The organism is Phenylobacterium sp. LjRoot219 (assembly GCF_964252995.1).
Lineage (GTDB): Bacteria > Pseudomonadota > Alphaproteobacteria > Caulobacterales > Caulobacteraceae > Phenylobacterium.
On the sequence record NZ_CAXUQI020000002.1, the window covers coordinates 79,492 to 102,212 of the forward strand.

General features: G+C 68.2%; 18 protein-coding genes. 11 read left to right on the forward strand and 7 right to left on the reverse strand.

What is annotated here, in order from left to right; genetic code table 11:
* Window positions 1-9: 9 nt before the first annotated feature.
* On the reverse strand, window positions 10-1,410 hold the full coding sequence (locus ACSQ14_RS18415) for an agmatinase family protein (RefSeq protein WP_436015606.1): 1,401 nt from the start codon (window positions 1,408-1,410) through the stop codon (window positions 10-12).
* Window positions 1,407-2,921: an agmatinase family protein gene (locus ACSQ14_RS18420; RefSeq protein WP_436015608.1), complete on the reverse strand. Its 1,515-nt coding sequence runs from the start codon at window positions 2,919-2,921 to the stop codon at window positions 1,407-1,409. The genes ACSQ14_RS18415 and ACSQ14_RS18420 overlap by 4 nt, the downstream gene beginning before the upstream one ends.
* Before the next feature lie 394 nt (window positions 2,922-3,315).
* On the opposite strand from ACSQ14_RS18420, the gene ACSQ14_RS18425 reads away from it, so the two are divergent.
* The 9 genes from ACSQ14_RS18425 to ACSQ14_RS18465 all read left to right on the forward strand — a co-directional run bounded on the left by ACSQ14_RS18425 (window position 3,316) and on the right by ACSQ14_RS18465 (window position 14,102).
* Window positions 3,316-5,646, forward strand: a complete 2,331-nt coding sequence (locus ACSQ14_RS18425; RefSeq protein WP_436015610.1) for a TonB-dependent receptor — start codon at window positions 3,316-3,318, stop codon at window positions 5,644-5,646.
* Between the two features lie 484 nt (window positions 5,647-6,130).
* The gene (locus ACSQ14_RS18430; RefSeq protein ID WP_436015612.1) at window positions 6,131-6,982 is read left to right on the forward strand and encodes a cytochrome c oxidase subunit II; all 852 of its coding nucleotides are present in this window, start codon (window positions 6,131-6,133) and stop codon (window positions 6,980-6,982) included.
* Between the two features lie 8 nt (window positions 6,983-6,990).
* Window positions 6,991-8,736 carry a cytochrome c oxidase subunit I gene (locus ACSQ14_RS18435; RefSeq protein WP_436015614.1) on the forward strand — a complete coding sequence of 582 codons (1,746 nt, stop codon included), beginning with the start codon at window positions 6,991-6,993 and terminating at the stop codon, window positions 8,734-8,736.
* A 162-nt stretch (window positions 8,737-8,898) separates the two neighbouring features.
* Complete coding sequence (locus ACSQ14_RS18440; protein WP_436015616.1) at window positions 8,899-9,408, forward strand: cytochrome c oxidase subunit 3; 510 nt, start codon at window positions 8,899-8,901, stop codon at window positions 9,406-9,408.
* A complete protein-coding gene (locus ACSQ14_RS18445) occupies window positions 9,405-10,100 on the forward strand; it encodes a heme-copper oxidase subunit III family protein (RefSeq protein ID WP_436015618.1) in 696 nt (231 codons plus the stop codon). Before ACSQ14_RS18440 ends, ACSQ14_RS18445 begins: the two co-directional genes overlap by 4 nt.
* 12 nt (window positions 10,101-10,112) lie before the next feature.
* The gene (locus tag ACSQ14_RS18450) at window positions 10,113-10,544 is read left to right on the forward strand and encodes a cytochrome C oxidase subunit IV family protein (RefSeq protein ID WP_436015620.1); all 432 of its coding nucleotides are present in this window, start codon (window positions 10,113-10,115) and stop codon (window positions 10,542-10,544) included.
* 79 nt (window positions 10,545-10,623) lie between these two features.
* Window positions 10,624-11,409, forward strand: coding sequence for a c-type cytochrome (locus ACSQ14_RS18455; RefSeq protein WP_436015622.1), 786 nt, complete (start codon window positions 10,624-10,626; stop codon window positions 11,407-11,409).
* A 232-nt stretch (window positions 11,410-11,641) separates the two neighbouring features.
* A complete protein-coding gene (locus ACSQ14_RS18460) occupies window positions 11,642-12,553 on the forward strand; it encodes a hypothetical protein (protein ID WP_436015624.1) in 912 nt (303 codons plus the stop codon).
* 4 nt (window positions 12,554-12,557) lie between these two features.
* Window positions 12,558-14,102, forward strand: a complete 1,545-nt coding sequence (locus ACSQ14_RS18465) for a tetratricopeptide repeat protein (protein WP_436015626.1) — start codon at window positions 12,558-12,560, stop codon at window positions 14,100-14,102.
* A 12-nt stretch (window positions 14,103-14,114) separates the two neighbouring features.
* Here ACSQ14_RS18465 and ACSQ14_RS18470 read toward each other — a convergent pair whose 3' ends face one another.
* The 5 genes from ACSQ14_RS18470 to ACSQ14_RS18490 form a co-directional block, all read right to left on the reverse strand.
* Window positions 14,115-14,801: a hypothetical protein gene (locus ACSQ14_RS18470; RefSeq protein ID WP_436015628.1), complete on the reverse strand. Its 687-nt coding sequence runs from the start codon at window positions 14,799-14,801 to the stop codon at window positions 14,115-14,117.
* A gap of 136 nt (window positions 14,802-14,937) precedes the next feature.
* Window positions 14,938-16,515 (reverse strand): sulfotransferase, encoded by a 1,578-nt coding sequence (locus ACSQ14_RS18475; RefSeq protein WP_436015630.1) that lies wholly within the window; start codon window positions 16,513-16,515, stop codon window positions 14,938-14,940.
* A 16-nt stretch (window positions 16,516-16,531) separates the two neighbouring features.
* On the reverse strand, window positions 16,532-18,565 hold the full coding sequence (locus ACSQ14_RS18480) for a TonB-dependent receptor (RefSeq protein ID WP_436015632.1): 2,034 nt from the start codon (window positions 18,563-18,565) through the stop codon (window positions 16,532-16,534).
* Between the two features lie 9 nt (window positions 18,566-18,574).
* Window positions 18,575-19,597 (reverse strand): HupE/UreJ family protein, encoded by a 1,023-nt coding sequence (locus ACSQ14_RS18485; protein ID WP_436015634.1) that lies wholly within the window; start codon window positions 19,595-19,597, stop codon window positions 18,575-18,577.
* Entirely contained in the window at window positions 19,584-20,369 is a 786-nt protein-coding gene (locus ACSQ14_RS18490; protein ID WP_436015636.1) for a peptidyl-prolyl cis-trans isomerase, read from the reverse strand. The genes ACSQ14_RS18485 and ACSQ14_RS18490 overlap by 14 nt, the downstream gene beginning before the upstream one ends.
* A gap of 230 nt (window positions 20,370-20,599) precedes the next feature.
* On the opposite strand from ACSQ14_RS18490, the gene urtA reads away from it, so the two are divergent.
* Together urtA and urtB are read left to right on the forward strand one after the other, a co-directional pair.
* A complete protein-coding gene (gene urtA, locus ACSQ14_RS18495; RefSeq protein ID WP_436015638.1) occupies window positions 20,600-21,802 on the forward strand; it encodes an urea ABC transporter substrate-binding protein in 1,203 nt (400 codons plus the stop codon).
* Between the two features lie 25 nt (window positions 21,803-21,827).
* Window positions 21,828-22,721, forward strand: a complete 894-nt coding sequence (gene urtB / locus ACSQ14_RS18500) for an urea ABC transporter permease subunit UrtB (RefSeq protein WP_436015640.1) — start codon at window positions 21,828-21,830, stop codon at window positions 22,719-22,721.

The following is a 22,721-nucleotide window of genomic DNA, read 5'->3' on the forward strand; positions in this document are numbered from 1 at the left end:
ATCGTCCGCTTAGCGGCGGGAGCTGACGCTGAGGGGGTTCAGATAGCCAGGCTTGGTCAGGCCTTGCTTGCGCATCGCGATGCCGGTCAGGCAGGCGTGCATGACGTGATTGGCGTTCAGGGCGGTCTTGTAGGTGGGGTCCAGGATCGGGGCGACGTCGAGCATCTCGAAGCCCACCACCTTGGTCTCGGCGCACAGCCTGCGGACCAGCGGGACCACCTCGCGCAAGGTCGGTCCGTTGGCGACCGGCCGGCCGGCCCCGGGCGCATCGGCCGGATCCAGCACGCTGATGTCGAACGAGATGAAGATGTTCTCCGGCCCGTTGCGAACCTCCTTCAAGGTCCGGCTCATCACCGCTTCCCAGCCGTCCTGCTCGACCTCGGCCATGGTGTGGTAGCGGACGCCCAGGTCGCGCAGCCGCAGCAGGTCGTCGGCGCGGGCCTGCGGGCCGCGCAGGCCGATCTGCACCAGGCTCCCGCCCTCGATCAGCCCTTCCTTCAGCAGTCGACCGAGCGCGATGGAGTCGGCGATCTCGTGGTCATGCTCGGCGGCCGCATCGGCGTGGGCGCCGAACGCCACCACGCCGACCTTGCCCTTGCCGTAGACGTCGACGATCGCCGCGATGTCGGGATAGCTGAGCGTGCGGTCGCCGCCGATGATGAACGGCGCGGCGCCCACCGCGGCCATGTCGCCGATCATCGCCCGGACGTGCTCGATGGTGCGCTCCGAGCTCATGTTGTCGACCGCGAGGTTGCCGTAGTCGGCCAGGCGCAGCACCAGCGAGGGATCGACCAGCGTGTCGACCTCCGACCCGAGCAGACCGTCCGCCAGCCGCAGGGTGGTTGGCGCATGCTTGGCGTCGCGGTAGCCGGAGCTCATGTCCAGCGGCACGCCGACGAAGGCCACCTCGACCTGCCCGGCCGCCAGGTCCTCCTTGCGGATCGCGACCGGCGCGTTGGCGTAGGTCGGCACGCCGGTACGCTGGTGGAGATAGCGCTGCAGGCTGAACGGCCCCGGCTCGCGCTGTGTGGTGTCCATGATCGGCGGGCGCAGCACGGTCGGGCCGTTGAACGACATCGCAGCCGGATTGAGCGGGATCTCGCTCATGTCGCCGTCGTGGAACTTGGACTCCTCGACGACCGCCAGCAGGCTCGCCACATAGGCCTTCACTGCGGCGGGATCACGCTTGGCCAGTTCGAAGCTCAGCCGTTCGGGGGTGAGGCCGAACGGCTCGAGCCGCTTGGCGTCCTTGATGAAGTCCAGCTCCTGGGGGCTGAGCCCGGCGAGCTTGGGCGCCAGCGCGGCGGGATACTCAAAGCCGCTGGGCGCGGCCGCCTGGGCGCTCAGCGCCAGGGTCAGGGCGGCGGCGCAGACCGCAAGCGCGCCGAGACGGCGGGACGTGGCGCTCATCGGCGGGTTCCTTTCGCAGCGGGAGCCGCCTTCGCAGCGGGCTTCGGGCCAGGCGCGGCCGCGGCTGCGGCCGGTCGGTCCATGGACGACATCGGGCTGAGGTAGTGTTCCTGGGTCAGGCCCTTCTTGCGCATGGCGATGCCGGAGAGGCAGGCGTTCAGCAGGAAGTTGCTGTTCAGCGCGGTCTTGTAGCTGGGGTCGAGGTACGGGGCGTATTCGACGATATCCATGCCCGCGAGGTCGTTCTCGGCGCACAGCCGCCGAACGATCGGCTGGGCCTCGCGCATCGTCAGGCCGCCCGGCACGGGGGTGCCGGTCCCGGGCATGAAGGCCGGGTCGAGCACGTCGATGTCGAAGGAGATCCAGAGCTTCTTGCCGGACTGCTTGGCCTCGGCGACGGCGTCGTTCATCACCGCCTCCCAGCCGCGGCGTTCGACGTCGACCATGGTGTGGTAGCGCATCCCCTGGTCGCGCATCCACTGGAAGGTCTTGGTGTCCGGGCTGCGGGCGCGCAGGCCTACCTGGACGTAGTTCTTGCCCGGCACGTGGCCCTCGTTGATCACCCGGTAGACCGGCTGGCCGTGGTCGATCAGGTGCACCCGGTCGCGGCCGGCGTCGTAGTGGGAGTCGAAGTGCACCACCCCGACGTTGCCCTTCCCCAGCACGTCGGTGATCCCGGCGAGGTTGGGGTACTCGAGGCTGTGGTCGCCGCCGATGACGATCGGGATCGCCCCGGTCTTGGCGATCTCGCGGACCGTCTCGCGCACATGCTGCATGCTGCGCTCGGTCGACAGGTTGTCGACCGCGACGTCGCCGTAGTCGACGATCTTCAGCTCCTGGCTCGGGTTGACCATGGAGTACATGTCGTTGCCGTTGGCCCCGCCGGCGGCGCGGATCATCACCGGGCCGTGCAGGGCGTCGCGCCAGCCTGAGCCCATGTCCAGCGGCGCGCCGACGATGGCGACGTCGACCTTGCCGGCGACCAGGTCTTCCGGGGTCATCGCCACCGGCGCATTGGCGAAGGTCGGGATGCCGCCGCCGAAGCCGCCGACATACTTGCCGAGCTCGATCGGGCCGGGCTCGCGCTTGGGGTTCATCGTCTGCGGCCGCTTGACCTTCCAGGCGTTGAAGGTCGGCGAGTTCTTGTTCAGCGGGATCGTCGCCTTGTCGCGGCCAGCCTTGAACTCGCCCGCCTCGGCCACCGAGATGATCGCATCGACATAGGCGACCAGCTGCGGCCCGTTGATGGTCCGCAGCTTCTCGAACAGCCGCTCCGGCCGCACGTAGCGCGAGCCCTTGCCGCTGCGGATGAAGTCGAGCTTCTCCTTCGGCAGGACGCTCAGCTTCGCCTGCAGGTCGGCCGGGATCTCCACCGGCTCGAGGTCGCTGGGCGACGCCGCGGGGCCCGCCCGGGCCGGGGCGCCCTGGCCCGACGCCGATTGCGCGACCAGGAGCGCCAGACCGGCGGCGGTCGTCACCAGTAGGGCGTGGGCAAGAGATCTCTTACGCAAAGCCGTCGTCCCCATCCTCATGCAGGCCGTCCTCATCACTCAAGGCGCGGTACGCGCACGCCCCGGCCGCCTGAAGGTCGGGCGGAACGTGCCGAAGCTAGGAGGGGCGCAGCCGACAGCGAATGCGCCGTTTGACGTAGTCGCCGGCCCCGGCCCGGCCGCCGGCCCGGCCTACGTCAAACGGCGCATACAAGCCCTGATGCGGGCTCCCTAAGGTCGTCAGCATCGGGAGGCTCCACAGGCGAAGGTCCGACACAGGACCAGCCAGTTGGCGTGAACAGTCGTCCTTAGAACCCGCAGAAATTACTGCGAGTTACGGGCCTGACCGCCTCCAGGAGCCCCCTCCACGAACGGATGCAGGGAAGTTCTCTTCCCAGGCGCAGAGGGGTTTATCATGGGGCTTAAGCACTACTTGCTGTCGGCGAGTATCCTCACCGGGTTGGGCTTGGCCACGCCGAGTCTGGCGCAGGAAGACCAGGCCGTCATGGAAGAGCTGGTGGTCACCGGCACCCGGCGGGCGGTGAACCTGCAGGACGTGTCCATCAACATGACGGCGGTCAGCGCCGACGCCATCGAGGCGCAGCGGCTCGACAACATGCGCGAGCTGGCCGCCTTCACCCCGGGCGTCACCATGCAGGACACCGGCCCGCGCGGCACCGGCACGATGATCGTGCGCGGCCTCAGCGCCAACAACACCTCGGTCACCGGCGAGAACACGTCGAAATCGGTCGCCACCTACCTCGGCGAAGTGCCGCTCTATCTCGACTTCAAACTGCTGGACATCGACCGGGTCGAAATCCTGCTCGGCCCGCAAGGCACGCTTTACGGCCAGGGCACGATGGCCGGCGCGGTCCGCTACCTGCCGCGGCGGCCGGACACCGACGACTTCAGCGTCGACGTGCACGCCCGCGGCTACAGCCTGTCGAAGAGCTCCAACCTCGGCTGGAGCGGCGACTTTGCGCTGAACGTCCCGATCGTGAAGGACCACATCGCCTGGCGCAGCGTGGTCGGCTACTTCGACGACCCCGGCTTCATGGACTATCCCTATCTGCTGCGGACGCCGGGCGTGTCCGACCCCGAGCCGGACTTCAGCGATCCGGCGGCGGTCAACGCCAACCTGCGCAAGCGCAAGGACCTCAACGACGAGGAGACCTTCACCACCCGCCAGAGCCTGTTGGTGCGGGCCAACGACGACTTCGAGGTGAACTTCAACTACCTGTTCCAGGACACCCAGACCCACGGCCGCCAGGCCAACGGCGTCGGCGTGCTGGGGAGCGGCAAGTACGAAGCCCCCTGGCGCTTCGAAGAGCCGTCGCGGCGCACGGCGACCCTTTACAGCATGGAGGTGAAGGCCGGGCTATTCGACGTCGCCGAACTGGTGTCGGCGACGGCCTACTCGAAGCAGAAGGTCCGGACGACCGGCGACCAGACCGACCTGCTGCTGGACCTCGACTACGGCTACCAGCTGTTCCCGAACTTCAACGCCTACACGCTAGGCGGCAACGATTACAAACAGTTCAACCAGGAACTTCGCCTGGTTTCGACCCACGGCGGCCCGCTGAACTGGGCGGTCGGCGGCTTCTACAACGAGTTCAAGACCGACACCTTCTCGTTCGAAATCGCCCCGGGGCTGCCGGAGTACCTCGGCGTCTTCCGGCCGGACAACATCGAGTACGCCTCGTTCACCAAGTCGAAGACCGAGGAAAAGGCGGTGTTCGGCGAGGCGACCTACCAGGTGACCGACGCCTGGCAGCTGACCGCCGGCGCCCGCTATTTCGAGTACACCGCCACCATCACCGGCGGCACGGCGACGCCGCTGATCCGCACCGTCTATCCGGCGATCAACTACCGGGTGCGCAGCGGCGACACCTCCGACAATGGGATGGTCTACAAGTTCAACACTTCGTACAAATTCAGCGACGACCTGATGGTCTATGCGACCGTCAGCAACGGCTACCGCATCGGCGGCGTGAACCGGGTGGCCCCCTGCCCGGTCCCGCTGCCCGCCGGCCAGAACGTCTGCGCCCTGCCGAACGAGCTGTTCTTCACCCCGGACAAGACGCTGAACAAGGAACTCGGCCTGCGGGCGCGGTTCTTCGACCGGCGCGTGGCGGTGAACGGCTCGATCTACCACATCGACTGGGACGACGTGCAGGTGTCCAGCCGCACGGTGAACGGCGCCGTGGGCATCACCGGCAACGCCGCCAAGGCGAAGTCGCAGGGCCTGGAGATGTCGTTCAACGCCCGGGTGACCGACGGCGTCACCTTGAGCGGCAACTACAGCTACAACGACGCCAAGCTGACCTCCGGTGCGCCTGACGTGGTCGACGGCACCGACGACGTCTTCTCCGGCGACCGCCTGCCCGGCACGCCCAAGCACTCCGGGGCCTTCACGGTCGCCTACAACCGGCCGCTCGACAACGGCATGAACCTGACCGCGAACTACTCGGCCATCTACACCGGCGAGATCTATTCCAAGATCGGCCTGCGCGGGGACGGCGAGGTGCTGCCGGACTACTGGGTCAGCAAGGCCTCGATCGGGGTCGCCCGCGACAACTGGGAAGCCACGCTGTTCGCCGACAACCTCTTCAACGAGTACGCGGTGGTCGCGGTCAGCAACGACTTCGGTTCGGTCGGCCAGATCGACGGCGTCACCAAGCGCTACTACGCCCATGGCGTGCTGCGGCCGCGCACGGTCGGGGTGGACCTGCGCTACCACTACTAGAGAACACAGACGCCCAGGACGGACGGGGGCGCCTCGCGAGAGGCGCCCCTTTTCGTTTGGCCGATCGCCGGGCTGACACTCGCAGGCGGTTAACATGGGTAAAGCCCGCAATCGCCCGGCAGCGCCGCCCAAACCCCGCTCGCTTGGCCGGAGAACCGTGTTATGGTGACGTTCTGCGCACCTCGGCGCAGCTTCCTCTTGGCGCAGGGTGTCGATGATGACCCGGGCGGCATTGGTACAAGAACAAGCTCAGCAACGCCGTATCGGCGGGGGTCTTCGCGGCCGCGTTGAAGTGGGCACGCGGCGATCTGCGCTGGCTCCGTTGCGATCCCGGACAAGCGGCGCCGCCCGCGCAACCCAACACACCCGGAATTGCGCCTCCAGCGCCGGACTGAGCCCGACACTGCGCGACGCTGATCGCCCCTATCTCCGACCGCTCACGGAACCTCGAGGCCACTGCGCGCGACGTTAGGCGAGACAATTCATGGCTATAGCAATTGTCATAGTTGTACTGGTCCTGCTCTCGATTGCGTTTCAAATCCTGTCGCCGTGGTGGCTGACGCCGTTGGCGTCCAACTGGCGATCGATCGACAACGCCCTTCACGTCACCCTGTGGGTCTGCGGGTTCTTCTTCGTCATCTTGAACCTGTTCCTGGCCTACTCGATCTACCGTTACCGGCATCGCCAGGGCCATCGGGCCCACTACGACCCCGAAAGCGTGACCCTCGAGCGGCGGCTCACGATCTGGACGGCGATCGGGATCGCCGCCCTGCTGGCGCCCGGCCTGATCGCCTGGAAGGAATTCGTCACGGTGCCGAAGGACGCGGCGGTCGTCGAAGCCGTGGGCCAGCAATGGCAGTGGAGCTTCCGGTTCCCCGGCAAAGACGGCGTCCTGGGGACGGTCAATTCGCGACAGGTCAGCCCCGACAATCCCTTCGGCCTCAATTCCGACGATCCGTTCGGACGGGACGACGTGCTGGTCGAAAGCAACGAAGTCCACCTTCCACTTGGCCGGCCGGTTAAAGTCGTCCTGCGGTCGAAAGACGTGCTGCACAATTTCTTCGTGCCCCAGATCCGCGCCAAGATGGATCTGGTGCCCGGCATGATCACCTATTTCTGGTTCACGCCGACCCACACCGGAACCTACGACATTCTGTGCGCCGAGCTCTGCGGGGTCGGCCACTACACGATGCGCGGCGCGATGATCGTCGACGAAAAGCCTGCCTTCGACGCCTGGCTGAGCGAACAGCCGACCTTCGCGCAACTGATGGCGGAGGTTCCGGCTGACGCCGCGCAGGCCGGAAACGTCGCCGCCACGGCCCCATCAGCGAATTGAGGAGCGCAATGACCTCCACCACGATCGCCGACGACACCAGGCCGTTGCACCACCCGAAGACGTGGGTCGGGAAGTACGTCTGGAGCCAGGATCACAAGGTCATCGCCCTGCAATATTCGCTGACGGCGATCGCGATCGGCGTGGTCGCCTTGGTGCTGTCCGATCTGATGCGGCTGCAGCTGGGCTTCCCGGACGCCTTCAAGTTCATCACCCCCAGCGCCTATCTGCAGTTCCTCACCATGCACGGCATGATCATGGTGGTGTATCTGCTGACAGCTTTGCTGCTCGGGGGATTCGGCAACTACCTGATCCCGCTGATGATCGGCGCGCGAGACATGGTGTTCCCGTTCGTCAACATGCTCAGCTACTGGGTCTACCTGCTGGCCGTGCTGGTGCTGGTGGCGAGCTTCTTTGCGCCCGGCGGACCGACCGGCGCCGGTTGGACGCTCTATCCGCCCCAGGCCATTCTCGAGGGCACCCCGGGCCGGGACTGGGGCATCATCCTCATGCTGGCCTCCCTGGCGATCTTCGTCGTCGCCTTCACCATGGGCGGCCTGAACTATGTCACCACCGTGCTGCAGGCCCGCACCCGCGGCATGACGTTGATGCGCATGCCCTGCTCGGTCTGGGGGATCTTCGTCGCGGCGATCCTCGGGCTGTTGGCGTTTCCGGCGCTGTTCGTCGCCGCCGTCATGATGATGCTCGACCGGGCTGTCGGCACCAGCTTCTTCATGCCGTCGCTGGTGTCGATGGGCCAGCAGACCAACTTCAGCGGCGGCAGCCCGATCCTGTTCCAGCACCTGTTCTGGTTCTTCGGCCACCCCGAGGTCTACATCGTCGCGTTGCCGGCCTTCGGCATCGTCTCAGATCTCATCAGCACCCACGCCCGGAAGAACCTCTTCGGCTACAGGATGATGGTGTGGGCGATCGTCGTGATCGGCGCCCTGAGCATGTTCGTGTGGGCGCACCACATGTATGTCAGCGGGATGAACCCATACTTCGGGTTCTTCTTCGCGACCTCGACGCTGATCATCGCCGTCCCCACCGCGATCAAGGTCTACAACTGGCTGCTGACGCTCTGGCGTGGCGACATTCACCTCAGAGTGCCGATGCTGTTCGCCATCGGCTTCATCTTCACCTTCATCCACGGCGGATTGAGCGGCCTGTTCCTCGGCAACGTCAGCGTGGATGTGCCGCTGTCCGACACCTTCTTCGTGGTCGGCCATTTCCACATGGTGATGGGCGTCTCGCCGGTGCTGGTGATCTTCGGGGCGATCTACCACTGGTACCCCAAGATCACCGGGCGGATGTGGAACGTGGCCCTCGGCCAGATCCACTTCTGGGTCACCTTCCTCGGCACCTACGCGATCTTCCTGCCGATGCACTACCTGGGCTTCCTCGGCGTGCCGCGGCGCTACTATGCGCTGGGCGAGACGGCGTTCATTCCGCCTTCGGCGCATCTGGCCAACGAATGGATCACCATCGCCGCCTTGCTCGTCGGCGTCGCCCAGTTGCTGTTCTTCTACAATATGATCTGGAGCCTGTTCAAAGGCCCCAAGGCCGACCCCAATCCCTGGGGCGCGACGACGCTGGAATGGCAAACGCCGCAGACCCCGCCGGGTCACGGCAACTGGGGGCCGAAGCTGCCCGTCGTCTATCGCTGGGCCTACGACTACAGCGTGCCAGGCGCGCCACAAGATTTCATTCCGCAGAATGTTCCGCCTGACCAAGTGAATTCTCGCCACGCGACCTGAAATCCCTTCGGAGGATGAGCTGTGGGCGTTCTAGGTAGACTGACTGAGAAACCCTGGCTGGCGCCGGGCCTGGATCCCCTGACCGGACAGGATGGCGGGGGGCTGCAGTCCCTGCCCGCGGCGGCGGTTGGTCTGCGGGTCTATTTCGGCGTCGCCACCGTCATGTTCCTGCTGATCGCAGTCTCCCTGGTCATGCGCATGGGCGATCATGGGCTGAGCACGGGACAGCCGGCCGACTGGAAGCCGATGTATTGGCCGCCGCTGTTGTGGTTCAACACCGGCGTCCTGATCCTCAGCAGCGCGGCCTGGGAATGGGCGCGCGCCGCCGGCCACCGCGGACAGATGGCGGGTTTGCGGACGGGCCTCATCGCCGGCGGCGGCCTCGCCTTGGTCTTCCTGGTGGGCCAACTGACCGTCTGGCGGCAACTCGAGGACGCCGGTTGCGGCCTGACCGCCACGACCATGAGCGCCTTCTTCTACCTGATCACCGCGCTACACGGCCTGCATCTGCTGGGCGGCCTGGCGGTATGGGGCCGAACGACCGCCAAGGTCTTGGCGGGCAGCGAAACGGCCGAGGTCAGGCAGAGCGTCGACCTGTGCGCGGTCTACTGGCACTTCCTGTTGCTGGTCTGGCTGGTGATGTTCGGGATCTTGTTGGTGAACCAAAGATGACACCGACCACATCGACCGAGACCGCAGACAGCATCCCCGCCCCCCAGGGCTTGCGCAGCCTGGCCGCCGACTGGTCGTCGGATCAGGAGGTCTTCAAGCAGGTCCACTGGGGGAAGGCCATGATGTGGATCTTCCTGCTCAGCGACACCTTCGTCTTCTCGTGCTTCCTGACCTCCTACATGACGATGCGGGCGTCGACGACGGCGACGTGGCCCAACCCGAGCGAAGTCTTCGCGCTGAACATTGGCGGCCAGCCGATCCCGCTCATCCTGATCGCCATCATGACCTTCGTCCTGATCAGCAGCAGCGGGACGATGGCGATGGCGGTGAACTTCGCCTATCGCCGCAATCGGCGGATGACGACGCTGCTGATGCTCGCGACCGTGGTGTTCGGCGCGACCTTCGTCGGCATGCAGGCCTTCGAATGGACGAAGTTGATATCTGAAGGCGTGCGCCCTTGGGCCAACCCCATGGGGGCCCCGCAGTTCGGCTCCTGCTTCTTCATGATCACCGGCTTTCACGGCCTGCATGTGTCGGCCGGCGTGATCTACCTGGCGATCATCGCATCCAAGGTCGCGCGCGGACATTACGAACGGAAGGGAAACTACGAGGTCGTTGAGATCGCCGGGCTGTATTGGCACTTCGTAGATCTCGTGTGGGTGTTCATCTTCGCATTTTTCTACCTTTGGTAAGGGTGAAAAAGGATGACGATCGAGAAGGACAACGTCGCCGAACGCATCGCCCCGCCGGCGGGCCACGCCGCCCCCAAGCCGGTGTCGTTGCACGAGACGGCCGCCGTCAAGGTATCGACGGCTGATCACGCCTCGGGGCGCCAGCATCCCATCAGCCTCTACCTGAAGGTCTGGGGTTATCTGTTCGTCCTCAGCGCGATGTCCTACCTCGTCGATTATTTTCAGGTCGAGGGCGTACTCAGGTGGGTGCTCATCCTGACCTTCATGATTTTGAAGGCGGGATTGATCGTCGCCATCTTCATGCACATGGCCTGGGAACGCCTCGCCCTGATATACGCCATCCTCGTCCCGCCGCTCTGCTTGGGGACCCTTGTCCTGCTGATGGCCCTTGAATCCGACTACATGTTCTGGACGCGGATAATCTTCTTCGGCAAAGGTCCTTGACGGATCTGGATCGCATGGGCCCGGCTCGAAAACCGAGGAACGCACAGCAGACAACGCCTGAAGACAACGGGTGCGGGTGATGGGCGGCTGGGAAAAACTCAAATTCGGCGCGGCGTTCACGGGGACCGCGCTCGTGATCTGGGCGCTTCATGGGCTCACCGGCCTCGTCTATCCCGAGACCTACCTCGCCGAACCCGCCTACAAGGTCGCCGGCGTGAGTGAACCCCCCGTCGATCTCGGCTCCCTCCAGCGGAGCTGGCCGGCCGGCTTGAGCGGGCCGGATGGCCGCGCGACGCTTCGCGGCTACATGGGCAACATCGAGAAAGCCGTGGTTCCGGCGAGCCCCGAAGGGCCGCCAGGCCTCGCCGCGCCGGCCCCGCAGATCGACCTGGCGACCGCGCTCGCAGCGGCGGACGTAGCGAAAGGGCAGCAGACCGCAAAGGTCTGCGCCTCCTGTCACACCTTCGACCAAGGCGGCCAGGACCGCACGGGTCCGGGCCTCTGGGGAGTGGTCGGGCGGGATGTCGCCGGGCACGGGGCGTTTGCCTATTCCGGCGCCATGAAGGCGCAGGCCGGCAGTTGGACCTACGAGCGGCTCGACGCCTATCTGACCAATCCGGCGAAGGCTGTCCCGGGCAACAAGATGGCCTTCAACGGCCTGCGCAGGGTGCAGGACCGCGCCAACGTCATTGCGTACCTGAGCACCTTGAGCGCCAGCCCGGTTCCGTTCCCGAAGCCGGACAAGCCAAAGATCAGCGAGACTTCCCCTCAACGCTCGGGGACGGGATCCGCCGCCGCTGGCGAACAGGCCTTGGCGTCGAACGCGAAGCACGATCCCAAGACGCCGGAACCGCAAAAGCAGTAGCGACGGGCCACCCGCCGCACTTGCTCACCGCGCCTGTACGCACGGCCTTTTGAGAGCGGTTCGAACACCTCTAGGCTGCAGCTGACCGCGTCGGGTCGCGCACGGATGACGTCCAAGGGCGCCAATGAGAGTTAGCTGGGTAACCTTTGGGTCACATACGCAGGCCGCCGACGGAACCCTGGGGTCCGATCTGGCGAGCGTTCGCTACCGGGTCCTGATCCCGACCCGGGCCATGCAAGGGACCGGCTGGTCACACCAGCTGTTCTCGATCACCCAGGCCAGTCCCACGGACGACGACCAGCGCGCCCTGGACGCCGACGCCATCGTCTTCTCCAAGAGCTTCCTGGCGCGGAACGAGGCCCTGGCGGAGCGCGCCAAGAGCCGTGGCCTGCGGGTGCTGTTCGATGTCTGCGACAACCATTACGACCACCCGCAGTACGGACCGCACTACCGGGCGATGTCGGCGCTCGCCGATCAGGTGGTCTGCAACACGGCGGACATGGCCGCCGCCGCCGCCGGCCACGCGGCGTCCGCGCCGGTCGTCATCGAAGATCCGTTCGAGGGGCCGAAGGGCGCACCTCGGTTCGCGCCGTCGGCCACGCTGCAACTGCTCTGGTACGGCCACCCGAGCAATCTCGACACCCTGCACGCCAGCCTGTCGGACCTCGTCGCCTACGCCCAGGAACGTCCGCTGGCGCTCACCGTGCTGACCCAGCCGACGACGGCGCTGATCGAGCTGGCCGAGCAGATCAACAGCCACTTCGGGCAGCATTTCCAGCTGGCGGTGCAGACATGGTCGCTGGCGGCGCAGTGGCGGGCGCTCGGCGATTGCGACGCGGTGATCATCCCGACGCTGCAGGGCGCGACCAAGCAGGTGAAGTCCGCTAACCGAATGATCGAGGCCCTGTGGGCCGGCAAGCCCGTCGTCGCCCAGCCGTTGCCGTCCTATGCGCCGTTCGGCCGCTGGACTCCGGTCGGCGGCAGCCTGCCCGACGGATGCCGCTGGCTGGACGCCTACTGCGGCGAGATCCCGGGCCTGGTCGGCGAGGCCCAGGCCTACATCGCCGAGCGGTACGCCCCGGCGACGATCGCCGCCCAGTGGGCGGAGGTCATTTCGTCGCCCCCACGCATGGGAGGCGAGTGACCTCGTGGTCTTGGATCTGGGTGCGCGAGCCTCGCTCGCCGCGAAGCCTCTACGCCTGAAGGCGGCGCGCCTGGAGCGCGAGGGTGACCTCGCCGGCGCCTTCGACGCCTACCAGGAAGCGCTCGCGCTCGCCCCGCAGGACCCTGAAGTGCTGACGGCGGTCGCGGAACTGGCCAGCCAGCTCGACATGCTCGACCACGCGGTCCGGCTCTGGGGGCATCTGAGCCTGGTCGATCCGAGCGGTTGCGCCACCCTGCTCGGCCATGCCCGCGCCCTGGTCGACGCGGCGCGGTTCGCCGAGGCCATCGAAGTGCTGAAGGCGGCGCTGGCCATCCATCCGCAAGAGCCGCGGCTTTGGACGACGCTCGGGCTCGCCCTGACCTATGCGGGCCGCGCGGCCGACGCCCTGACCTTCTTCGACGAAGCGATCCGGCTGGACCCGAAACTGCCGGGCCCCTTGTACAACCGCGGCCTGGCGCTGTGCGATCTGAGCCGGCTGCGCGAGGCCGAAGACGACTTCCAGGCCGCCTGCAAGCTGACCCGCAAGGCGTCCGAGCGGGCGACCATCGAATTCTCGCTGGCGACCCTGGTGCTCGCCCGCGGCGATCTGGCGGCGGGCTGGGCGCTTTATGAACGACGGCTCTCGCCCGACTGGCCGAAATCCGTGGCCTTCCAGGGCTTAGGCCGGCGCCTCGCCCCAGCGGACTCGCTGAGCGGCCGCAGCATCCTGGTGCTCGCCGAACAGGGCGTCGGCGACGAGATCATGTTCGCCAACACCCTGCCCGACCTGATCGACGAGCTGGGACCGGACGGACGGCTGATCCTGGCGGTGGAGGCCCGCCTGGTCGAGCTGGTGCAGCGGAGCTTCCCGGCGGCCGAGGTCTGCGCGCACGCCACCCCGCGCGCCGGCAAGCGCCCGCTGCGCCAGACCAAGGCCCCGGTGAAGGGCCGCGTCGACCTCTGGACGCCGCTGGCCTCGCTGGCGCAGCGCTATCGGCGCGCCGTCACCGACTTCCCGCGTGCGCCCTACCTGAGGCCGGACCCGGCCCGGGTCGCGCACTGGAAGGCGTGGCTGGGCGATCGCCCGGCGGTGGGCCTCACCTGGCGACGGGGCAAGACCTCCGCCGAGAGCCAGCGTCGCGCCCCGGCGCTGCAGGACTGGGCCGAGCTGCTGCGAACGCCGGGCGTGCAGTTCGTCAACATCCAGTACGGCGATAGCGCCGCCGACCTCGCCGCCCTGGCGCAGCTCAGCGGCGTCGAGCTCCGCCAGCCGCCGCAGCTGAACATCAAGGACGACCTCGACGATCTGGCCGCGCTCTGTTCGGCGCTCGACGCCGTGGTCGCCATCCAGAACGCCACCAGCGTCCTGGCCGGCGCCTGCGGCGCGCCGGTGGTGTTCGTGTCCGGTCCGGGGTCGTGGGCCGAGCTCGGCGAAGCGCGGCCGCCGTGGTTCGCCGACGCGCGCCTCTGTGCGACCGACAGCTTCGGCGACTGGAGGCCTGCGCTCGGCGCGGCGGCGGCCGAGATGCGCCGGATCGTCGTCGCCTGAGCGGGCGCTCGCTCAGTCCTGCCGGGCGGACACCGTGCGGTCGCGGACGGCCCGCCATTCATCCGCGTAGTCGCACTCGGCGTAGTCGCGGAAGTACGGACCGCCGAGGGTGAAGTGGGCGTTCCTGGCCGCGGGATTGTGCTCGTATTCGCCGACCAGCCAGTTCCACTCCAGCGGCAGGGCGCCGATCAGTTCCTCGTCCTCGAGCCATTTGAACTGATGCAGTTGCAGCCCGCTGGCCGTCGCGACGTAGTCCGGCGTCAGGGCGGCGCAGCGAGCGTTGTTGAACAGCATCACGCTCGACCAGTTCTTCTTGGCGTAGCGGGTCTGCTGGTTGTTGAGGAACTTCACGTCGCTCTTCGGCGTGTAGTCGTGCTTGCAGACCATGACCGCGAAACGCTCGTCGCGCAGGGCGAACAGCTCGGCGAGGTCGGCGCGCAGCAGCATGTCGCAGTCCATGAACAGCGACCAGCCCGCGTAGCCCGACAGGTAGGGCGTCAGGAACCGCGAGAAGGCGAAGTCGGTGGACTGCTCCGGCTGGCGTTCGCGGGCGAACACGCGACGGAGGCTGGGGAGGTGCAAGGGGGTGAAGCGCGTGGGGATCGAGGCGCGCTCGGCGATGCTCTGGCAGAGCACGTGATAGGCGACGATCTCATCCGTATCGTAGCCGATGAACACGTCGAGCACGGGAAGCGGCACGGCGGCTCCATAGTGAAGGTTCACCGTCCGGATTTCGCCTGAACCGCCAGTCCTGGCAAGGCGCGCTTTTGTCGCTAGGGATGTAACGCCCTTCCCTCCTCACATCTGGGTTGCGGTCGCGCCCCGGAAGGCCCGCTCAGTCGATCGCCAGGCCGGCGGCCTCGAACATCCGACGCGCCGGTTCGAGCTCCTCGGCGTAGGCGCGCCAGCGGGCGACCGCGTCGCGGTAGAGCGGCCGGCGCACCTGGGCCGCGCTGGGGGTCGAGACCGCCGCAACGTTCTCGTGGAAGCGCAGGCAGGCCTCGTCCCAGGGTAGCGCGCAGTGCTGCAGGATCTTGCGGGTCCAGGCCTCCTGCGCGTCCACCAGGCCCTCGTAGCTCACCTGCAGCACCCGGCCCGGGAACTGCTGCGCCCAGAAGGCCATCAGCCGGTCGAACTGCAGGTAGTAGTCCGCCGCGTCGCGCAGGTCGTAGGAGTAGTTGTAGTAGGAGAACTCGGTCGAGAAGAGGTGCTTGTAGTTGCTCCAGACGCTGTCCAGCGGATGGCGGCGCAGGCAGACGATCGAGGCGTTGGGAAACGCGCGGGCGATGTAGCCGACATAGAGGAAGTTCAGCGGCAGCTTGTCGACGAAGCGGCCGCCGGCGCCGTGGTGGGCGCTGGCGCGCTGCAGATAGGCCTCGGCCACCGCCGCCGGGGCGAGCGCCGCCGCCGCATCGATCGTCTCGGGGTCGATGACGAACGGGCTCGGCGATCCGCCGCTCAGCTTCACCGCCAGGGGCATCGCCTGCAGCTCGCCCGCCGACCGCACCTGCGGATGCGACGACAGGATGCGGTCGACGAGAGTCGTCCCGGTGCGCGGCAGTCCGACCACGAAGATCGGCGCGGCCGAGGCGGCGCCTGCCCCCTGGAAATAGTCCGGCGCGGCGAAGCGCTGCTCAAGCCGCTCGAAGATAGCGCGGTCAAAGGTCGGGTCGTGCGCCAGCTCGCGGCGGCGGCGGCTGTTGGCCTCGTGCAACTGGGCGAAGGCCGCGCGGTGCTCGCCAAGCTCTTCGTAGGCCTTGGCCAGGGCGTAGCGGATCTGCAGCACGTCCTCGGGATTGCGCGCCCGGCCGAGCGCGGCGGTCAGCCGCGCGACCGGATTGGCCTCGGGCCGCGCCCGGCGGCCGGTGGCCAGGGCGAGATGCGCCTTTCCGCAATCCGGATCGACGGCGAGGATCGCCTCGTAGTGCCCCTCGGCCTCGGCGGTCCGGCCCAGGAAGCCCAGGGTGCTGGCCAGGTTGAAGCGGAACTGTGGATTGTTCGGCTGCAAGGCCGCCGCCCGCTCGAACGGCGGCAAGGCCGCCGCATGGTCGCCGAGCCGGGCGAACACGCAGCCGATGGTGTCGAGGGTCGACGCATCTCGCGGGGCCAGCGCTGCGGCCGCATGCGCGGACTTCCGCGCCGCCGCGTCCTGCCGGAGCAGCAGCAGCAGCCGGGCGCGCTGTGCGAAATATTCGGGCTTCGGCGACAGCCGCGCCGCCTCCTCGATCGCCTGCAACGCCAGGCTCACCCGGCCGATCGCCTCGGCGGCCAGGCCGAAGAAGAAGTGGCCGTCAGCCTCCTGCGGCCGGGCGGCGATCATCGCCTGGGCCGAGCGTCCCAGCTGCAGCATGTCGCGGCCGTTCAACGCCGCCACCGCCGCGCGTCGGGCGGCGGCGAACTCGGTCCCCGTCATGTCGCCGGCCGCCATCTCAGAAGTTGATCCGCAGAGAGGCCCGGACCTGCCGCGGCTCCACCGGGTGGAAGTGGATGTCCTCGACGCCGGTCGCCTCTCCCGGCAACCGCGACTCGTAGAAATAGGTGATGTCCGCGTCCCGGGCGTCGAACAGGTTGAAGACGTCGAGCCCGAGTTGGACGCGCCCGACAGTGTAGTAGGCGCCGAGGCTCACCAGGGTGGTCGACTCGGAGAACACCGAGCCGTCCTCGACCAGCGGCGCGGGGCCCAGGTGGCGGACCCGCACGGCGGTCTTCAGCGCGTCGGTCACCTGCCACACCGCACCGGCCCCGACCACGGCGCCGACCGACTGCGGGATGCGGTCTTCGCCTACGGGGGCGCCGCGCAGCCGGGCGTGGGTGTAGGCCGCCGACAGGTCTAGCGTCAGCGCGTCGAGCGGCCGCCAGAAGCCGGCGAACTCCATCCCGAAGCGGCGCGACGCCGCGTTCGGCTCGGTGCCGCCGGCGTCGCCGACGAACACCAGCTCGGAGTCGAGATCCAGCCAGAAGCCCACCAAACTGAGGTTCAGCTCGCCCCGGCTGAACCGCGCGCCGAGCTCGGCGCCCTCGGCCTTGGCCAGCAGGTCGACGCGCGCCGCCGGCTCGCCGCTCACCGGATCGACCTGGATGGCCGCGCCACGGACGTCGTTGGAATGGAAGCTCCGGCCGTAGTTGGCGTAGACCTCGAGTGGCTCGGCCGCGCGCCAGGCGAACGAAAACTTCGGCGAGAGGATGCCGTCCGAGCCGTCGCCGCTGTTGGCCGGCAGGCCGGCCCGCACGTCGTAGCCATAGGCGTCGCCACGCAGGCCGACGGTCGCCCGCAACGCCTCGGTCAGCCGCAGCTCGGCGTCGACGAAGGCGCCGAGGCTGTACTCCTCCACCGCGTCCGCCCGCACCGGGGCCGTCGCCTGGCCGGCGACGCTGCGATAGAGGCCGATCGCGCCGATGTCGTCATAGCGCGCCTCAGCGCCGACCCGCACGAAGGCCGACAGGCCCGCCCAGTCGGTGCGCCAGTTGCGGACCAGCGCGCCGCCCACCACGGTGCGACGCTCGCGCTGCTGGAACTGGTCGCCGGCGTCGGGGTCTTCGAGCAGGTAGGTGAAGTTCGAGGTCAGCCGGAAGTCGGAGCCGATCAGGTAGCCCGTGGCCTGCCATGCCTCGGAGTCGTAGCTCGCCGTCAGCGACCAGCGGCGGCTGCGCCCGCCGAGGTCCGGGTCGATATAGCCGTTGCGCGGGATCAGCCCGGACTCGACGGCGCGCAGCGGCGCCTGGTCGGTGGCGGTCCAGTCGGCGCTGTAGCCGCTCGCCGCGATCCGCAGCCGGCCGGCTCCGACGTCGGCGCTGTACTTGGCCATCGCGCTGACCCGGCGGAGGTCCTCGTCCAGCAGCCAGGGCCCGTTGGAGGCGTTCACGTCGACGCCCAGTAGCAGGTCGCCGCCCGCCGCGGCGAAGCTGCCGGCGCCCAGCGCCCGGGCGTAGCCGAACTCCCCCAGCGTGACCTGCATGAAGCTTTCCGGCAGGGCGTCATAGGTCGTCAGCGCGACCGAGCCGGCGGTCGAGAAGTCGCCGACGTCGGCGGCATAGGGGCCCTTGCGGTAGGCGATCTTCTCGACCAGCTCGGGGATGATGAAGTTCAGGTCGAGGTAGCCCTGACCGTGGGCGTGGGTGCGCATGTTGATCGGCGCGCCGTCGATCGCGGCGGACAGGTCGGTCCCGTGGTCGAGGTTGAAGCCGCGCAGGAAGTACTGGTTGGCCTTGCCGGTCCCGGAGTGCTGGGTGGCGATCAGGCCGGGGACGTTCTCCAGCAGCTCGCCGACCCGCAGCAGCGGGCGGTTCTGCAGGTCCTGGTAGCCGACCACCCCCTCGGACCCGGAGCGGGCGACCCCGACCAGATCCAGGCCGCGCCCCCAGACCGTCAGCGCCTCGACCTCGGCCTCCTTCTCCGCCGCCGCGGCGACGGGCGCGACCGCGCTCAGCGCGGCGCTGCAGAGAAGCATGGCGATCAGACGCATGGGGGGTACTCAACTCAGTCCGGGCAGGAAGCCGGTGACGCGCTCGAACACCCAGAAGGCGCCGACCACGCCCGCGGCGTGCAGGGCGGCGATCCGGGCCGGCTCGGCGATCCGGATCCGCGCTGCGGCCCACATCACCGCGCTGACGACGGCGACGAAGGCCAGCTGGCCGGCCTCGACGCCGAGGTTGAAGAAGATCAGCCCGGGAACCCGCTCGGCCTGCACCAGGCCGAGGTCGCCCAGCACGCTGGCGAACCCCAGGCCGTGCAGCAGGCCGAAAGCGCCGACGACCGCCACGTAGCGGGCGCGGGCGGCCGCGCTCTCCCTGCTCCCCGCCTCGCGCATCAGCGCCTCGCGCGCCATGAAGGCGATCGACAGGGCGATCACCGCCTCGACCGGCGGCACCGGGATCTTCAACACCTCGAAGAAGGCCAGCGCCAGCGACAGCGAGTGGCCGAGCGTGAAAGTGGTCACCAGCAGCAGCAGGGTCTTCCCGCGGGTCAGCAGGCACAGGGACAGCACGAAGGCCAAGTGGTCCCAGCCCATCAGGATGTGGACGAAGCCCTGCCAGAGGTAGTCGGCGGCGACCTGCGAAACGCTGCGGGCGACCACGGCCGTGCGCCCGATCGGCAGCTCGGCGCCCTGGTCGGTGGTCTCCACCGCCATGCTGTCGTTCGATCCCGTCAGGCCGGAGGCGAACAGCGCGCCGTCCAGCGACCAGGGGACCAGGATGGTGTCGGTGGGCTTCAGCGGCCCGTCGCACTGGATCTCGAAGGCGAACAGCAGCTGGCCGCCGGAGGCCTGCCGTTCAGCGCCGACCTGCCGGCACTGTTCGGGATACTGCAGGGCTGCAAGGTTGGCTGCGGTCTGCGGCAGCGCGACGCTCAGCTCATAGGCGCCCTGGGCTTCGCCGCGGACGAAGTCGAACCGCACCGCGCGGAACACGTCGGCCTGCGCCGCGCCGGCCCAGACCCACAGCGCCGTCAGGCAGACCGCCGCGACCAGCCGCGCCAGGCGTCTAACGCGCGACATGGATGTCGTACTTCTGCTTGAGGGGCTTGATCTGGACGGCCAGCGCCGTCTCGATCTGCTGGGCGTTCCAGTCCTGGATCACCTGGTCGCGGACCTGGGCGTAATCCATCAGCTGGGGTTCGTCCCGGCCGTTGAGCCGCACGAAGTGTACGCCACGGATCGAGGTCACCGGCCCGATCCAGGCGCCCTTCGGCGCATGCTCCAGCTCGTCCAGGAAGGCCTGCCCGAACATCCCGCGCAGCATGCTCTGGCCGTAGCTGACCATCTGCCGGCCCATCCAGAACTCGTCGCCGGCCACCTGGCCGCCGGCGTTGAGCACCTTCAGCAGCCTGGGCGCGCCATCCGGGGCGGACTGGAAGAAGACGTGGTCGAACGAGACCTTCGGCTCCGAGCGGTAGAGATCGAGGTGCTCGGCGTAGAAGTCGATCAACTGCTCTTCGGTCGGCTCGGCCGGCGAGCCGGTGATCAGGAACCGCATCTTGTCGGTGAGCCGCTCCTTGGTCTCCTTGTCGGTCAGGTGCATGCCGCGCGCGATCGCCTCGCGGAACAGCACCTCGCCCGCGACGTACTCGTCGACCAGCCGGCGGCGTTCGGCGGCGTCGGCGGGCTTGCCGGTGAGCACCTTGTAGTCGTCCGCCAGGCTGTCCTGCGCGGCCTTGCTCACCTCGATCACCCGCTGGTCGGCGGTGGACAGGTGATAGATCCCGAAGAAGGCGCCGCCGAGGGCGGCGAACACCACCAGCGGCTCGCGCAGGAACGGGGGCAATCGCATGCTGGTGTACTCGCGCCGTTGACCTCGGACGCCCGCCTGCGGCGACGCCCGTTCGCACCCTAGGTCCCGGCCCTGAGCGCCCGTATGGGGCAAATGACGTAGGCGGCCGCCGCGCCAGACCCGCCTACGTCAAACGCCCCATACCGGAGCCGTAGGGCGCTCCATACCCTGCTGAAACCTAGCGGATGGGGCCCGGCCGGCGCGCTTCGGGGGCTCCCGAGGAGAGATCGATGCAGCAGTTTCGGATGGGCGCGGGCCGGCGCATGGCGGTGCTCCTGGCGGGGGTCGCGCTGGTCAGTTGCAGCAAGGAGACCGGCCCCGTGAAGGTCGGCGTGCTGCAGTCGCTGACCGGCACCATGGCCATCAGCGAGGTCACGGTGAAGAACGCCGAACTGATGGCGATCGAGGAGATCAACGCCGCCGGCGGCGTGCTCGGCCGGCAGATCGAAGCGGTGGTCGAGGACGGCGCCTCCGACCCCGTGACCTTCTCGCAGAAGGCCGCCAAGCTGATCGAGAGCAACAAGGTCGTCACCGTGTTCGGCGGCTGGACCTCGGCCAGCCGCAAGTCGATGCTGCCGGTGTTCCAGCGCACCAACAACCTGCTCTGGTACCCGGTGCAGTTCGAGGGCAACGAGTGCTCGCCGAACATCATGTATTCCGGCGCCCAGCCGAACCAGCAGATCCTGCCGGCGCTCGATTGGGCCGTCGCCCAGGGCTACAAGAACTACTTCCTGGTCGGCTCGGACTACGTCTTCCCGCGCACCGCCAACCTGATCCTCAAGACCCACATCGGCGACCGCAAGCTGGCCACCGCAGGCGAGGAGTACGTGCCGCTCGGCGGCGCCGACTTCTCCACGGTGATCGCCAAGATCCAGGCGGCCAAGCCGGACATCATCTTCAGCACCCTGAACGGCGACTCCAACGTCGCCTTCTTCAAGCAGTTGGCCGCCGCCGGCGTCTCCACCGGCCAGCTGCCGGTGATGTCCTTCAGCATCGGCGAGCAGGAGGCCCAGGCGATGGGGCCGCAGCTGGTGCAGGGCAGCTACGCCGCCTGGAACTACTTCCAGAGCCTCGACACCCCGGAGAACAAGACCTTCGTCGCGGCCTACAAGAAGAAGTACGGCGCGGACGCGGCGGTGACCGACCCGATGGTCCACGGCTACGCCAACGTCTACCAGTGGAAGGCCGCGGTGGAGAAGGCCGGCACCTTCGAGCCGACCGCCGTGCGCAAGGCCGCGGTCGCGCTGACCGAGGGCGGCTCGCCGATGGGACCGGTGAAGTTCGCCGCCAACCAGAGCCTGGTGCAGACCGCCTACATCGGCCAGCTCGACGGGGCCGGGCAGTTCAAGATCGTCTCCAAGTCGCCGGCCCCGATCGCCCCCGAGCCGTACGACCGCCTGGCCTTCCCCGGCAAGACCTGCGCGCCGGCCTGAAGCTGAGCAGGACGGGGGCAAGCAAATGGGTGTCGTCCTTCTCGCCGCGAGCCAGGGCTTCAACGGACTGAGCGTGGCCTCGCTCTACCTGCTGGCGGCGCTCGGGCTGGCGCTCTCGTTCGGCTTGATGCGGGTCATCAACATGGCCCATGGCGAGTTGCTGATGTTCGGCGGCTACATCGCCTACCTGGTGATGAAGCTGGTCCCGGGCACGGCGGGCTTGGCTCTCGCCCTGCCCGCCGCCTTCATCGGCTCGGCCTTGCTGGGCGCCGTGCTGGAGACGACGCTGATCCGCAGGCTCTCCAGCCGGCCGCTCGACACCCTGCTGGCGACCTGGGGCGTCAGCCTGATCCTGCAGCAGGCCGCGCGCACCATCTTCGGCCCGATCGGCGTCGAGGTGCGCGCGCCGGCCTGGATGAACGCCGCGGTGACCTTCGGCCCGCTGTCCTTCCCGGCGACCCGGCTGCTGATCCTCGGGCTCGCGGCCGCCACCCTCGCCGGCCTGGCGCTGCTGCTGACCCGCACGCGCCTGGGCCTGCTGGTGCGGGCGGTGAACCAGGACCGGATGATGGCCGCCGCCGCCGGCATCGACGTCCGCCGGATCGACCTGGCGGTGTTCGCCCTGGGGTCCGGCATCGCCGGCCTGGCCGGGGTGGCGTTCGGCCTGCTCGGCCCGGTGACCCCGACCGTCGGCCAGAGCTACATCGTGCCGGCCTTCCTGGTGGTGGTGATGGGCGGGCTGGGCAGCATCGCCGGCTCGACCGTGGCCGCCGTCATCCTCGGCCTGGTCTCGGCCTACGCCCAGGTCTTCGTCGACGTCAGCGTCGCCCAGGTCCTGGTCCTCGTCCTGGTGATCATCTTCATCCAGTTCCGGCCGCAGGGAGTGCTCGCGCCGCGCTCCCGCGCGCTGGACGCCTGA

Bases quoted from the DNA above. Each gene is read 5' to 3' on its own strand.
- ACSQ14_RS18415 (WP_436015606.1), bottom strand. From the start codon at position 1,410: ATGAGCGCCACGTCCCGCCGTCTCGGCGCGCTTGCGGTCTGCGCCGCC.
- ACSQ14_RS18425 (WP_436015610.1), top strand. From the start codon at position 3,316: ATGGGGCTTAAGCACTACTTGCTGTCGGCGAGTATCCTCACCGGGTTG.
- ACSQ14_RS18430 (WP_436015612.1), top strand. From the start codon at position 6,131: ATGGCTATAGCAATTGTCATAGTTGTACTGGTCCTGCTCTCGATTGCG.
- ACSQ14_RS18435 (WP_436015614.1), top strand. From the start codon at position 6,991: ATGACCTCCACCACGATCGCCGACGACACCAGGCCGTTGCACCACCCG.
- ACSQ14_RS18440 (WP_436015616.1), top strand. From the start codon at position 8,899: ATGTTCCTGCTGATCGCAGTCTCCCTGGTCATGCGCATGGGCGATCAT.
- ACSQ14_RS18445 (WP_436015618.1), top strand. From the start codon at position 9,405: ATGACACCGACCACATCGACCGAGACCGCAGACAGCATCCCCGCCCCC.
- ACSQ14_RS18450 (WP_436015620.1), top strand. From the start codon at position 10,113: ATGACGATCGAGAAGGACAACGTCGCCGAACGCATCGCCCCGCCGGCG.
- ACSQ14_RS18455 (WP_436015622.1), top strand. From the start codon at position 10,624: ATGGGCGGCTGGGAAAAACTCAAATTCGGCGCGGCGTTCACGGGGACC.
- ACSQ14_RS18460 (WP_436015624.1), top strand. From the start codon at position 11,642: ATGCAAGGGACCGGCTGGTCACACCAGCTGTTCTCGATCACCCAGGCC.
- ACSQ14_RS18475 (WP_436015630.1), bottom strand. From the start codon at position 16,515: ATGACGGGGACCGAGTTCGCCGCCGCCCGACGCGCGGCGGTGGCGGCG.
- ACSQ14_RS18480 (WP_436015632.1), bottom strand. From the start codon at position 18,565: ATGCGTCTGATCGCCATGCTTCTCTGCAGCGCCGCGCTGAGCGCGGTC.
- ACSQ14_RS18485 (WP_436015634.1), bottom strand. From the start codon at position 19,597: ATGTCGCGCGTTAGACGCCTGGCGCGGCTGGTCGCGGCGGTCTGCCTG.
- ACSQ14_RS18490 (WP_436015636.1), bottom strand. From the start codon at position 20,369: ATGCGATTGCCCCCGTTCCTGCGCGAGCCGCTGGTGGTGTTCGCCGCC.
- urtA (WP_436015638.1), top strand. From the start codon at position 20,600: ATGCAGCAGTTTCGGATGGGCGCGGGCCGGCGCATGGCGGTGCTCCTG.
- urtB (WP_436015640.1), top strand. From the start codon at position 21,828: ATGGGTGTCGTCCTTCTCGCCGCGAGCCAGGGCTTCAACGGACTGAGC.